We start from the raw sequence: 14,322 nt of genomic DNA, 5'->3' as shown, positions 1-14,322 counted from the left end.
AGTGCTAGAAATAAAAGCCGAAGTTGATATTCAGCCGTTGGGTCATATCGTCATCGCCAGCTATCGATCCGCCAATAAAGGGCTGGTTTTTGGCAATGATAAAGTCGAAGTAGGTGTATAACTTGCCCTTGCTAAGGGCGACCCCAAAGACGTGCATTTGCGTGTCCGGTAAGCCGCCAGATTTTTCATTAATCAGGCTGTTATCGCTGTAGAAGGTCAGGCTATCTAGCCCGTCAATGGGCTTGTTCCAAGTATAAGCCAAGTTGATGCTGTGGATATCGGCCTCGCTGGCAATGCTGTCAAAGAAGGAGTACGCGCCGACGGCAATTCGTTCCGAGCCGTTCTCGACGTTGTATTTGTAATGTCCTGTGGTGAGTTGTAAGTTCCAGGGACCATACTGGTTATCCATGTGAACGGCATAGGCTTGATAGTCACCGCTGTCTTGTTCTTGATCATTGTTGAGTTGGCCGTGAAGTATGGAAAACCCCAGCTCGCTACGCGCGTCTTCGTCGGGGTTTAGGTCCCCGGCAAAGCGCCAAACAACGGTGTTATTCTCTGCCAGCTGTTCACCGGGCTCGTCAAAATTGCCCTCGCCAGCAGGTCGGTTGCCAACAATGTCGTAGGAATAGCGATCACTCCTATTATCGACATAGCCATCGATACCGCCTTGTTCATCATTTTTAAATAAGGCGACCTGACTGTTAATACGGCCGTTATCGTAGAGAAATTGCAGACCAAAATCGTAATCGTCTTCCAGCCCGACATAGTAATTGCTGCTAAAGAAAAAACTGTGGGAGTTATAGGGGAGGTTGCCAAAGGGAACCTGACTGATCCCCAGTTTTCCTTGCCATTGTTCGTTAAAGTCATACCCAAGCCAGGCGTGGTGAATAACTTCCATATATTGGTAGTAACGCAGCTCAGCCGATAGCGTTAAGCCGCTCACTTCACCGTCGAAATTGATTCTCACCGTATCGAGGTCGAGGTCTCCCCCTCGACCTCTGTTGCCATCGTCGTAGTCCTCCCAACTGTATTGAAAGCGCACTGCACCCCCTACAGCGATATCCGTGTCTTGGGCATAACTGGCCGTGGCGGATAGGAGTAAGGGGCCAAGTAGGGTGGCCCTGATGATATTCGCTGAATGCCTCATATTGGCGCCTCCTCTGGCACAATTGTGTCTGAGTCGGGGCGAGCCATATCTAAATAGATGAGATGGCGATTATATTGGGAGAGAACATCACTGATAATCTGCTCGCGACTGTAATCCATAATGTCGTATTGTTGTGTGCCCTCGCTAAGGTGGACTTCAAGACGATAAAAATGCCGCTGTTTGTTCTCGTCCATATGCAGGTCCGATACGACAAAACTGGGGTGGATGTGTGCTGTCATGACAACGTGGTATTCAAAGCTTTCTTCATCGTCATGCAGCATTTTAATGTTGATGCTGGTGGCTTCTCTGAGCATTTCGCATTGACGATCGTGTTTGATCATTTCACGCTTAACAGCGGTAAATGCATCAAGCACTTCCGAGTTAAGAAACGCGAGGGCCTGTTCCCGGTCTGGAAAGCTCACCATGCGTCGCAGCCGAACTTGCCAAGGTGCTTCTATTGGCGATACCGGACGACGAGACTGGTTTGCCGCTGCCCGTTTAAGCCCTTCTAAACGCAAGCCTCGTATCAAGCCATAACAAATCAGCAGCATAATAAAGGTGAAGGGCAAGGCGCTGGCGATGGCGGCGCTTTGCAGCGCCCCCAAGCCACCAGCCAGTAGCAGGACGGCGGCTACCAGACCTTCGGTGACGGCCCAGAATATACGTTGCCACACAGGGGGTTCATGATTGCCACCGGAGGTAATCATGTCGATAACCAGCGATCCCGAATCTGACGATGTAACGAAGAAGGTCACCACTAAAAGTGTTGCTACGCCAGAAGCAATCGTTGTTAAGGGAAGGTATTCAAACATCTTGAAAATAGCGGTGGAGACATCTTGGTCTACGGCCGCCGATATGGCGCCCTGGGCGGTGCCGAAGTCCAGGGCAATAGCCGTGTTGCCAAAGAACGTCATCCAGATAAACGTGAAGCCCACCGGCACAAAGAGTACACCGCAGACAAATTCTCGAATGGTCCGGCCTCGAGATACTCTGGCAATAAACATCCCTACAAAGGGCGACCAAGCAATCCACCAGCCCCAATAAAAGAGCGTCCATGATCCCATCCACTCGATAGGGTCATAGGCATAAAGGTTAAACGTACGCTCAGTTACCGTAGTGAGGTAGTGGCCGGTGTTTTGTATCAAGGCTTGAAATAAGTGTTGGGTGGGGCCAGCAAAAACGATGTACAGCAGGAGAAGTGCTGCCAGCGCCAAGTTCAGTTCACTTATCCTGCGGATACCGCTGTCTAGCCCTGCCACCACTGACGTTGTGGCAAAGCCGGTGATAATGACGATGAGCAGCACTTGCACTGTGGTAGAGACTTCTACGCCGAACAGATAATTCAGCCCGGCATTCACCTGCATAACCCCCAAGCCGAGTGATGTGGCAACGCCAAACAAGGTGCCCAATACGGCAAAAATATCGACGGTGTGACCGATGGGGCCGTAAATTCGATCACCAATAATAGGGTACAGCGATGAACGAATGGTTAGGGGCAGACCGTGTCTAAAACCGAAATAGGCCAATGATAGTCCGACCACCGCGTAGATGGCCCAGGCATGCAGACCCCAGTGAAAAAAGGTAATCGACATGGCTTCTCTGGCGGCTTTTACCGTCTGACCCTCACCGGTTGGCGGCGTATTCATATGCAGTACTGGCTCGGCCACACCATAGAATAATAAGCCAATCCCCATGCCCGCAGAGAAGAGCATGGCAAACCACGAGCCATAACTGAAATCAGGTTTGGAGTGTTCTGGCCCTAAGCGGATATCGCCGTAGTGAGACAGGGCTAGATATAGCGAGAAAATCAAAAATATCGCTACTGCCAGCAGGTAAAACCAGCCAAACGTGTCTACGATCCAAGACTGAACGTGGCCGAACACCACGCCCGCATTTTCTGGCATAAGCGCGCCATAGATAACTATGGCAAAGATAAGAATAACGGAACCAAAAAAAACGGGGGGTTGAGATGATCTTTGGAGAAAGGATTTTTGTTTTTGCTGTCGTTGGCTTGCATATCTATGGGGCACATATTGCTACATGCCCGCCTCTTTTGCGAAGTTGCCGGCGGCATTAGGATTGATTTTTAAGAAGGTATTGTCGTCCCTGAGTGAAGGATGAATATTCCTAAAATCAACATATGGAGTACATAGAAGTAAAGTACAGCGTGGGGGGATGTCAAATTATTCGGCCAAATAAACTCAAATAGCGCATTTAAAGCTGAATTCGATGCCGATTGGGCTGTAGCCCAATCGGTTAAGCGATTTAACTCAGGGTTTAACTTTCCGGAGCAGCGTCTCCGTAGCGCCGGATACGAGTGATGCAACGCGCTAGGACTGTTTTTTTACGGCGGCTTTTTTTGCGGGTGACTTTTTAGCGGTAGCGACTTTCTTTGCCGGCGCTTTTTTCTTGGGCGCGGCCTTTTTCGCTACGGTCTTCTTCGCTGCAGGTGCTTTCTTTACAGGCGTTTTTTTTGCGGGTGATTTCTTTGCTGCTGTTTTTGCTTTTTGGTCAAACTCTTTGGCAGCGTCTTTGGCTGCTTTGGCCATGGCTTTTGCCTGGCGATAGTCTTCTCGTAAATCCTTGATATGATCTTTGCCCATAATAAGGAGAGCTTGGGCGTCTAGTTCGAGATTTTTAGCGGCATCGACGGCTTTATTTGCCCGGTCTAGTTGTTTCTGTACTCGAGCATCCAAATTCTTTTTGGCGGCAGCTTGCAACTCTTTAAGTTTATTCTGTTCTGTGTTGAGCTTAGTTTTGGCTCGTTCTAATTGGGCTTTTGCCCGCTCAATACCTTTGTCGGCATCGGACATTAACCGCTCTCGCAGCGCTTCGACCTTTTTTTCTAGCGCCTCGATCTCTTTCTTTATCATTGCGACCGGATCCATTTTTTTATTCGCCATTTTGCTATCCTCTTAACATTGGATTGGCCGACGACACTGGCCAGTGTTTATAACGTAGCTCAATACTGTTACAGAAAATTGAGCCCGAGATCTAAGGCTATTAGCCGTTAATCACTACAACTGACCTAAACCATAGCAAATTCTGCGAGAATGGATAGACTCGTTTGCAAAAATTAATGAGGAATAGAATATGTCTGATACCAACAACGACGCGATTGAAGCGGCAGTTTTTCGTCGTTTGCTTGCCCACCTTGATGCGCGCAAAGATGTTCAAAATATTGATTTGATGAATTTAGCGGGCTTTTGTCGCAACTGCCTGTCTAAGTGGTATGTGGCTGCGGCAGAGGAGCAGGGTAAAACGGTAGACTATGAGGCCGCCCGGGAGCGGGTTTATGGCATGCCGTATTCAGAATGGAAGAAGCTTTACCAGGCTGAGGCCTCTGCAGAGCAAATGGCAGCGTTTGAGAACAAACAAAAGTAGCCGGCAGTACTGACAGTAGCCCTCTTAGGGGGTGTAAGGGGGCGTGCCTGCTAACCGCTTTTGCTTTAAGCCGTCTGTTATAGGGCGCCATTGGGAATATAGCGGTTATCGCTATTGGCCCTAATCCATAACAACGTTTCTTTTGATAGTTTTTCTCCCCGTTGGCGAAGCGCTTTATTAAGGGCGATAACAGGAGAGCTGTTGCCTGCCTCCCAGCCGCTTAGCAGCATTTCTGCCCGGGTAAAAAATCGAATTAAGGCGATGAGTTCATCGTTATTAAAATGGGTGGTCGCTGCCTGCCATTGTTCTGGGGGGAGGCGCATATACGCCGCTTTTTCCCTTAGATCGGCTGCATCTATTTGCTCCGCCATGGTTTCCAGCGCGTTTGCCTGACTCATGGCAATACACTTTTTGAGCCACTGAGAATCAATTTGTTGCTGGGCGAGCTGTGTGTCTGGCGTCCAGTCGTTTACTGACATTATCGGGATCTCGGTTAAAAAAATGAAGAAACCTCTGCATACATAGGTTAGCGACATTTAAGGCTAACCCCTGCAAACGGGCTATTAAAGCGCGTCGCAAGTTTGCGATGAAGTTTTGCACAGTATAACGCCCTGGAGCGGTGACATCCCATACCGAATTTGCTAGATTGCTGTTTAAATAACCAGTATTTGTTGCTGATGCGGAAAATTATTCATTGCGACTGCGATTGCTTCTACGCCTCAGTGGAGATGCGGGATGATCCCTCGTTACGCTTTTTACCTTTGGCGGTTGGTGGTGACTCGGACCGTCGAGGGGTGATTGCTACCTGCAATTATCTGGCTCGGAGTTATGGCGTTCGCTCTGCCATGCCTACTGGGCAAGCCAAAAAGCTCTGTCCTGGCTTGTTGGTTATTCCTCCCTCTATGGACAAGTACAGGAAAGCTGCTGAACAGGTCAGAGCGATATTTTTGCGCTATACCGATGTCATAGAGCCCTTATCTTTAGATGAGGCTTATCTGGATGTGACAGAGAGCCCACATTGTCAGGGCAGTGCTACCCGGATTGCCGAGGAAATTCGCCGCGCCGTTGTAGAGGAAGTGGGTATCACTATTTCTGCCGGTGTGGCGGGTAATAAATTTCTGGCAAAAGTGGCCAGTGATTGGAATAAGCCAGATGGTTTAATGGTGATTGCTCCCGATCATGCGGCCAGGTTTGCCGCCCAGCTGCCGGTAGAAAAAATTCACGGCGTTGGCAAGGTGATGGCCCAACGCCTTCATCAGTCTGACTTGCGTACCGGTGCCGATATTCTCAATATTCCATTACATGAATTAGTACGGCAGTTTGGAAAGTTTGGTCAACATTTGTATCACTGCGCGAGAGGAGATGATCAGCGTCCGGTGCAGACTCGTCGGCAGCGAAAATCCCTCAGTGTGGAGCATACTTATCCTGAGGATTTGCCCACGGAGGCGATGGCGTTGATGCAGGTGGAGGCTTTGCTGTCTCGGTTGGAGTCCCGAATGGAAAAAGCCAGCACTTCTAAAGAGCAAATATGTGGCGCCTTTGTAAAACTTAAAAGCAGTGACTTTCAAACGACCACTGTGGAGCGGCGGGTAGATTGCGCGGTACCTGATATGTCGGTGTACCATGATTTGACACGCCAGGCGTGGGGTAGGCTGAATCAACCTGTTCGTTTGTTGGGTGTCGGTTTACGTTTTAAGGACGAAGCTGAGAACTCGCAGCTGGACCGTCAAATTCCTCTAGACTTCCCTAAGTCTAATAACACTTTTTAATGTGCTGCTGTATCGAGCCAGCTTGGCACCCGAGGCGTGTGGACAGGATTTTACTCGTTGCAACTGATGATAAAAATCCTAAAGAGGGATGTCGTAACGGTTGTTATTGGCGAACGTTAAGAGGGCGATAGGGCATTAAATATACAGGCGAAAAAAAAGGGCGGCTTATCAGCCGCCCTTATCATTTTAGTGTCGCCTGTTACTGATTAGGTGAAATAACCTGAAGCTCAACGCGGCGGTTGCGTTCGCGACCTTCGTCAGTGCTGTTGCTGGCCACCGGTTTGCTCTCACCGTAACCAATGGCTTGCATACGGCTGCTGCTAATACCTTGTGTCGAGAGGTAGTTCACCACAGATTGAGCACGCTCTTGAGATAGACGCTTGTTATAAGCATCGCTACCCATTGAGTCGGTGTGGCCCATTATGATGATTTTCACATCAGGCTCATTATTGAGTGACTCAGACACCTTACGCAGAACTGTTTTAGCGTCCAGCGTCAAGCGTGCTTTATCAAACTCAAAGTGAACACCGCTCAGTTCTACCGTTTGCGAAATGACGCAGCCACGAGAGTTAACCTTCATGTTGGGCAGGGTACCTGGACATTGGTCAATCTTGTTAGGTACGCCGTCTCTATCCGAATCCAACGCACAGCCTTTGGCATCAACTGGGGTTCCGTAAGGGGTGTTCGGACACTGGTCGATATCGTTGGGTACGCCGTCACGGTCATCGTCAATGGAGCAGCCATCTACGTTAACTTTGGCACCGCGAGGGGTGTTTGGACATTTATCCCGGAAGTCGGGGACGCCATCACCGTCTTTATCCAATGGGCAACCATCGGAATCTACCCGCGTTCCCCGAGGGGTGTTAGGGCACTTATCCAAGCGGTCTGGTACGCCATCGCCATCGGAGTCGTAGTTATATGGCAAGGGTTTTTCGCCCAGCGGAATAGAGACACCGAGCATTGCGCCATAGGTATAGAAGGTGTCGTCCTGAATGGGCGGCTCTTCTTCGATATTGTCGACCTGGTAGCGCAGTTCTGCACGAAACTCGACTTGATCCAGTTTGTACATAAAACCGGCAATCATGTCGGTACCGAAACCTGACTCGGTGGCACCTAAAAAGTCGATTTCATGGTAGGTGGCACCAACACCAAAGAAGGGCTGAAACGCGCGGGAATCTAGTTCAAAGGCCCGGGCAGGGAAGAACAATACATCTAAGCCACCAACGGCGCGTTCGTATTGATCACCAATTTCTGTTTCTAGTTCGCCAAAGTTGGCTTGTAAGTCCAGCATGACATAGCGACTGATGGGCTTACCGATACCGATTTTGTATTCAAAACCGGTATCGTAGTCGGAGTCATCGGCTACCATCGAGCCCGCCATGCCGTGAAGTCGCCAGCGGTTGTCGTAGGTGCGCTCGTCGTCTTCTTGGCTGTGTCCCGAAATAGCTGTGCAGCCTAAAGCAAGGGCAATCGTCCAGTTACGCAACTTGCTCATCTATTGGGTCTCCATTTGTAGTTAATTATAAAAACGCGACCCAGTGGGTCGCGTTAGAAGAGCTTATTAAGGCGTCGGTAGCGGCAGGGGAATGCCTGGCGCACCGGGTAAATCTGGTAACCCGATACCGTCTCCTGGAAGCACATCGCCAAAGATAGCTGCGCACTCTGCAGGAGAGAAACCACTGTCTGCTATGTCGCCTAGTGCCCCAGGATCAAGGGTCAGCAAACCAGTCAGAAGTGAGTTAACACTTAGTGTCAATGGGTCAATTAAGCAAGAGTCTAAGGCATCAACTAGTGTGGGCTCAAGTCCCGGTGTTGCGCCTGTGCCGCTCAGTAGTCCATTGGTTAGGAAGCCCAAGCCAAAGGGTGCATCGGTGAATTCTGGCTGACCAGGAATGCTGAGGTCAGAGAAGCTACCAGTAATCAGCGCATTCAGGATGTCTTCAGTGGGTACGGTGTCATCCAGAACGTTAAGCACGGGATCGGCAATTAAGCTCACGCCATATACCAGCGGCACTACAATACCTGCAGGTACAATACCTGAAGCAGGCGTGCCAGCACCCAAGGTTAACGCAGGCTCCAGAATTTCACACAACTCATTGGAGAAATTCAGCAGGTTGTCATCGGCTGCAGGTAACACTAAAACCGAAGAGCTTTCTTGGGCTAGGTCATCACCCTCTGTTAGCCCGCCGCTGCCATCATTATCGATAAAGCTTTGGATACAGACTGTGCTGAGACGAAGCTGGCCATTGGCTTGTAGCTGACCTTTCATTTCACCGGAGAAGCTTGCCGCAGGACCGGCGCCAAAGCCACCATCACCGCCGCCAGGTAGGCCGGGGAGTGAGTCTAAGGGGATGGTTAAGATGTCGATTACATCGCCAAGATAGAAGTCCAAGAGACCGCCTAGAATGGGAATGCCAGACAAGAGAGAACCATCGCCGTCACCACCACCGCTACCGGGAAGATCTGGAAGCTCAAGACCCAATGCGGTTGCACAACTACCGTCGCCGTTGGCATAGCCTGGCAATGCAGAGAAGACAACAGCATCCGCACCGCTAACGTCTGGCAGTGTTGATGGGTCGAGGTTGGCTCGCTCTTCATCGCTCAGATTCATAGCTTCGCTTTGGAACAGGGCGTGAGCATAGAATTGCTGGCTACCGTTAATAAAGGTCTCGCCGTCGGCAAGGGTGCCGACCAAGTCAGTTCTACCAACACAAGAGAAGGCATCGACATTGCGAACTTCGGGGTCTTCGTTGGCGTTAGATACCTGTAAGAGATGCAGCTCAACCACGGGATCGTCTACGGTGGTGATCTCTTGAGTGTCATTGATACCGGGTGCGCAAGTGTAAGTAGCGATAAGATCGGCGCTGCCGACGGTGCTGCCGTCAGTGGAAGAAACAGTCGTCGTTGAGCCTGTTTCAGGATTAACCGTTAGTAAGTCTTCATCTTCTACACTCCAGCTTACACAGGCGTCAGAACACGTAGCGGTAACGGGGTTACTTTCGCCAAAGGTACACTGGGCACGGTAATCCAGATCTTCTTGCAGAATGTTCAGGAAGATCGTGTTAGGCGCATTTGGGTCTGGATCGACCTGCACAATTTCAATATCACTAACCGTTGAATCAACCAGATTTAGCGTTAAGGAATCGGTGATAGCAGGGCTGCCATTGTTGTTGTCGAAGCTGCCGGTGACGTCAGAACTTGGGTTGCTATCTGCAATATCCAGGAATTCACTGCGGCTGATAAAGCTGGCAGAACCGTCGTCAGCATCTAAACCATTATCAAAGATTGGGTCACCGTCGGCAGACCATGTCAGGCGACCGCTTGCGGCACAGCGATAGTCAGTGAAGGCAGGTTGGTTGCCGTTACTTGGGTTGGTGTAGTTTAAGCGTGCAACCATTTGCAGATTTTCGCCAGCAGGTACATCAATGCTGGTGCTGTTTAGGCCGCGACAATCGCTGAGATAGCTTGCATCGTTAAACGTGCCATCAGTACCGCAGGCGTCAACTTCAGGGTTGATGATACCGCAGATAGTGACACCGCCCGCTTGAACAACGGCAGGGATCAGCTGAACAGTTTTGGTGTAGTCCGGTGACAGAAAAATCGGATTTTCGTCAGTACCGCCAACTTGGGTCTCACCAATTTCATCACAATCGAAATCAGGGTCGATAACCTGAACTGTAACCACGACGGTTTGGTTATCGTCATTACCAAAGAATGGATTGGTAATGGTTGCCGGAGCTGAGCCTTGAGTGTAAGGCTGATTGCCATTGAAGGCTAAGAAATCACTGTCAGAACAGAAGCGTACTGTACCTGTTTGGTTTTCAGGTGTTGGGATTTCTTTCAGTGGTTGTAACAACTGATATGCGACGTCATCTGGAACAACATCATTTAGTGGGTCTAGTGCAATAGCGCCTGGGCCACTGATAAAGGCTGGGCCATTTGGGATAGGCGGACGCACACTAAAGGGCGATGATAAGTTGTAGGTCTGACCGCTAAAACTATAGCTACCCGCCAAGGCTAGATTCTTAGTTGTGTCGGCCGTTGTCAGGCGAATAGTGCTGAGAATATCGATGACATTGCCCAGTGAGCCTGCGTCACGAACTTCATCGGCTACTGCTGCAACAACAGGGTCATTGTCAGAACCTGTAATACTCCAGTTAGTATCAGCTGTTACGTTCAGCTCAGGGGTTTGATTATCTTCAATACCGTCTGTTTGAAGAGCCAGCATACGGGCTTGGATCATGGCATTGCCAGTGCCGGCTAGAATATTGCCATTGGGGAACTCAATACGAAGGGTTTCGGGGTCTAATCGAAGTCCCGGTCTGTCGGGACTGTTTGAGCCACCGCCACCGCCGCAAGCGGATAGCAGGCCAGCGGCGAGCGCTAACGTTAGGGCATGCTTAAAGGTTTTCATTTATCCCCCTCCAGGAGAGTTCGACTGTGTTGCAGATTATTAAGAGGTTTTTAGTGCCTTATGGTATAAGTGGCCGTAGTTTTACGGACTTTGACCACAAACACAATATGTTCGCATCTAAGCTTGGATGTTAGTTCATACCTGAATCCCAATTCTGTGAATTAGGTAGTAAATCAGCTATTTAAATACGCGTTTTTGGGGCCTTGAGTCAAATTTTTCTTTTTAGCGTAGCTGCTACCAATCCATGGATGCGTCGATCATTTTTGACTCGCCCCAACGTTCACTGTGATAACCATACCGCATGTGTCGTTGGTGGCCATCGATATATTTTCGCATTGTAAATTATTTTGCCTTAACAAACACTTAATGCCTAGACCTAATTCTGGGGTTTAAGCCCGCTATTGGTAGCTTTCAATAGGCGGACAGGCACAGAACAGGTTGCGATCGCCATAGACATTGTCGATTCGGTTTACTGATGGCCAGTATTTGTTTTCTCTCAAGCTGGCAACCGGAAAAACAGCCTCTTCTCTGGAATAGGGATGGTCCCAATGAGTGACGACAACATCGTTATAGCTATGAGGGGCATTTACTAGCGGGTTATTGTCTGCCGGGTAGTGTCCGCTTTCGACCTGGGCAATTTCTTGACGGATTTGGATCATGGCGTCACAGAAACGATCCAGCTCGTACTGCGATTCGCTTTCGGTAGGCTCAATCATCAGTGTGCCGGGCACGGGAAACGACATGGTTGGGGCGTGAAAGCCGTAATCCATAAGGCGTTTGGCAATGTCTTCTTCGGTAATACCGCTGCTGTCTTTAAGCGGACGCAGGTCAATAATACACTCGTGTGCGACGCGGTCATTGCGCCCAGTGTAGAGCACGGGGAAGTGGGGGCTGAGTCGCTTGGCAACATAGTTGGCGTTGAGGATGGCGACCTGGGTGGCTTTTTTAAGACCCTCTGCGCCCATCAAGCGAATATAGCTCCACGAAATGGGCAGTATGCCGGCGCTGCCATAGGTGGCGCCAGAGATGGTGTCGTTGCTGGCTTCAATTCCGTCGACGCTGGACACGGGATGGTTGGGTAAAAATGGCGCAAGATGACTTTTTACACCAATAGGCCCCATGCCGGGTCCGCCGCCGCCGTGGGGAATACAGAAGGTTTTGTGCAGGTTTAAGTGGGAGACGTCGGCACCAAATTCGCCGGGCGCTGCCACGCCTACCAATGCATTCATATTGGCGCCATCAACATAAACCTGGCCACCGCAGTCGTGAACAATTTTACAAATATCCCGAATGCCTTCTTCAAATACCCCGTGTGTTGAGGGGTAAGTGACCATAATGGCAGCGAGTTCACCGCTATGCCGTTGGGCTTTTTCTTTGAGGTCCTCAATGTCGACATTGCCTTGGCGGTCACAGCCAACAATAACAACGGACATACCCGCCATGGCTGCAGACGCTGGGTTGGTACCGTGGGCTGAGCTGGGGATAAGGCAGATATTACGTTCGTGGTCCCCTCGGCTTTCGTGGTAGCGCTTTATAGCTAGCAAACCAGCGTACTCCCCTTGGGAGCCCGCATTAGGTTGCATAGAAAAATGGTCGTATCCAGTGCAGGCGACAAGTTGCGCTTCTAATTGACGGATCATTTCCAGGTAGCCCGAGACCTGGTTTTTAGGTGCAAAGGGGTGGATGCGCGCAAATTCTGGCCAGGTAATGGGGATCATCTCTGCGGTCGCATTTAGCTTCATGGTGCAGGAGCCCAAGGCGATCATCGAGTGGTTCAGGGCGATGTCTTTATTTTCCAGCCGCTTCATATAACGCAGCATTTCTGTTTCGGAGTGGTATTGATTAAATATTGGATGACTTAGCACCTCGCTTTGACGTTGTAGCGTAGCGGGGATGCCGGGTAGCTGGGGCAATTCTTCGTCTAAGGCTGCGACATTTGGTAAGGGTTGGTCGGTTTGAAACAGCTGCCAAAGTTTTTGCAGGTCTTCAACTTTGCTGCATTCATCAAAACTGATGCTGAGTTGGCTATCAAAGCGACGAAGGTTTATGAGCTGGTCTGCGGCGGCATTAAAAATGCGGCCGGTATCGTCGCCGGTATCAACGCAAATGGTGTCAAAAAATTGTTTGTTGCACTGATACCCCATTTTTTCCAGGCCGAGTGCAAACAATCCTGCCAGGCGGTTACAGCGGGCGGCGATTTTTTTAAGACCGTGAGGGCCGTGATACACCGCGTAGAAAGACGCCATGACTGCCAGTAGTGCCTGGGAGGTGCAAATGTTAGAAGTGGCCTTTTCCCGGCGGATGTGTTGTTCGCGGGTTTGCATGGCCATGCGCAGGGCGCGTTTACCCTTGGTATCCACCGATACCCCAATAATGCGGCCGGGCAGGGAGCGTTTGAATTTGTCTTTGGTGGCCATAAAGGCGGCATGGGGGCCGCCAAAGCCCATGGGCACCCCAAAGCGTTGGGCGCTGCCAATGACAATGTCTGCGCCTTGCTCGCCGGGAGGTGTCAGCAGTAATAAGCTTAAAATATCGGCGGCGACCACGGTGCTGATGTCACGTTGCTTGGCTTCCTCTATCAGTGGGCGCAGGTCCGTTAACTGCCCGTTGCTGCCGGGATATTGCAGTAATACGCCAAAACATTCTGTGGTGGTCAGGGCAGACTGGGCGTCAGCGACCACAACGTCGAGCCCAAGAGGCAGTGCCCGGGTTTTAACGACAGCAATGGTTTGCGGGTGGCAGTTTTCATCAATTAAAAACACATTGCTCTTGTTTTTGCGGGCAATGCGCTTGCATAAGGCCATGGCTTCGGCTGCAGCGGTGGATTCATCAAGCAACGAGGCGTTGGCCAATTCCAGGCCCGTCAGGTCCATAACTACTTGCTGGAAGTTTAGCAGTGCTTCCAGCCGACCCTGGGCAATTTCGGGTTGGTAGGGTGTATATGCGGTATACCAGCCGGGGTTTTCCAGCACATTTCGCAAAATAACGGCGGGGGTAATGGTGTCGTGATAGCCCATGCCAATAAAACTTTGGGCAACTTGGTTTTTCTGGGCGATGGCTTTTAGCTCATTAAGGGTGTCGCTTTCGCCTTGGGGGGCAGGTAATGGCATGGCGCCCCGTAATATCGACGCTGGCACGGTTTGTTCAATTAGCTCATCCAGCGATGATGCTCCCACGCTATCCAGCATTGCCTGCAGTTCTTGTTGGTCTGGGCCAATATGACGTTGCAAGAATTCGTCATGGGAAAAAAGTGAGCCAATAGCGCTTGTCATACTGCGTCGTGCCTGCCTTTAAGCTGAAAAGTGAAAGGGCGCTATTAAACCATAAAGTGCGAGAGTTTGCCTGGGCTTCAGCGTATGGAAACGCCTTTGTTCGTTTATAGCAAAGTGCTTGGTCGCGATAGGGTTTTCCGGTCTATTGATGGGTTTTTAAGTCGGTGCTCGGTTTGTTTAATCAGCTCGTGAAGTGTATGTGGTTGGGGTGTAGGTTTGGGTCAGATGTATTTCTGGGGGAGTGGGTGCGGAATGATTTTTTGGTGTATTAAAAGTTTAAAAAGGAGGTTGATTTTAAATGCTAGATTACAGTGCTTGCTATCTTGATAATTAGTT

General features: G+C 50.1%; 9 protein-coding genes. 2 read left to right on the top strand and 7 right to left on the bottom strand.

The genetic code is table 11. The features are described 5' to 3' along the window. Positions 1 to 4 precede the first annotated feature (4 nt). From IMCC21906_RS12070 to IMCC21906_RS16875, 3 genes are all read right to left on the bottom strand, one after another. Entirely contained in the window at positions 5 to 1,147 is a 1,143-nt protein-coding gene (locus tag IMCC21906_RS12070) for a hypothetical protein (RefSeq protein ID WP_052763518.1), read from the bottom strand. Beyond that, positions 1,144 to 3,177 (bottom strand): choline BCCT transporter BetT, encoded by a 2,034-nt coding sequence (locus IMCC21906_RS12065; RefSeq protein WP_047012378.1) that lies wholly within the window; start codon positions 3,175 to 3,177, stop codon positions 1,144 to 1,146. Before IMCC21906_RS12065 ends, IMCC21906_RS12070 begins: the two co-directional genes overlap by 4 nt. Before the next feature lie 300 nt (positions 3,178 to 3,477). Continuing rightward, positions 3,478 to 4,050, bottom strand: a complete 573-nt coding sequence (locus tag IMCC21906_RS16875) for a hypothetical protein (RefSeq protein ID WP_052763517.1) — start codon at positions 4,048 to 4,050, stop codon at positions 3,478 to 3,480. A gap of 190 nt (positions 4,051 to 4,240) precedes the next feature. On the opposite strand from IMCC21906_RS16875, the gene IMCC21906_RS12055 reads away from it, so the two are divergent. Continuing rightward, positions 4,241 to 4,531 carry a DUF1244 domain-containing protein gene (locus tag IMCC21906_RS12055; protein WP_047012377.1) on the top strand — a complete coding sequence of 97 codons (291 nt, stop codon included), beginning with the start codon at positions 4,241 to 4,243 and terminating at the stop codon, positions 4,529 to 4,531. 77 nt (positions 4,532 to 4,608) lie between these two features. Here the strand turns inward: IMCC21906_RS12055 and IMCC21906_RS12050 are convergent, their stop codons facing one another. Then, a complete protein-coding gene (locus IMCC21906_RS12050; RefSeq protein WP_047012376.1) occupies positions 4,609 to 5,010 on the bottom strand; it encodes a hypothetical protein in 402 nt (133 codons plus the stop codon). A gap of 198 nt (positions 5,011 to 5,208) precedes the next feature. On the opposite strand from IMCC21906_RS12050, the gene dinB reads away from it, so the two are divergent. Next, a complete protein-coding gene (dinB, locus tag IMCC21906_RS12045; protein WP_047013390.1) occupies positions 5,209 to 6,300 on the top strand; it encodes a DNA polymerase IV in 1,092 nt (363 codons plus the stop codon). A 199-nt stretch (positions 6,301 to 6,499) separates the two neighbouring features. Here dinB and IMCC21906_RS16390 read toward each other — a convergent pair whose 3' ends face one another. From IMCC21906_RS16390 to gcvP, 3 genes are all read right to left on the bottom strand, one after another. Then, positions 6,500 to 7,795 (bottom strand): OmpA family protein, encoded by a 1,296-nt coding sequence (locus tag IMCC21906_RS16390; RefSeq protein ID WP_052763516.1) that lies wholly within the window; start codon positions 7,793 to 7,795, stop codon positions 6,500 to 6,502. Positions 7,796 to 7,861: 66 nt separating this feature from the next. After that, complete coding sequence (locus IMCC21906_RS12035) at positions 7,862 to 10,714, bottom strand: hypothetical protein (RefSeq protein ID WP_047012375.1); 2,853 nt, start codon at positions 10,712 to 10,714, stop codon at positions 7,862 to 7,864. A gap of 398 nt (positions 10,715 to 11,112) precedes the next feature. Beyond that, positions 11,113 to 13,986, bottom strand: a complete 2,874-nt coding sequence (gene gcvP, locus IMCC21906_RS12030) for an aminomethyl-transferring glycine dehydrogenase (protein WP_047012374.1) — start codon at positions 13,984 to 13,986, stop codon at positions 11,113 to 11,115. Positions 13,987 to 14,322: the final 336 nt, after the last annotated feature.

Source organism: Spongiibacter sp. IMCC21906 (assembly GCF_001010805.1).
GTDB lineage: Bacteria > Pseudomonadota > Gammaproteobacteria > Pseudomonadales > Spongiibacteraceae > Spongiibacter.
The sequence above is the reverse complement of the archived record's forward strand: the minus strand, read 5'-3'. Positions and strand labels throughout refer to the sequence as shown.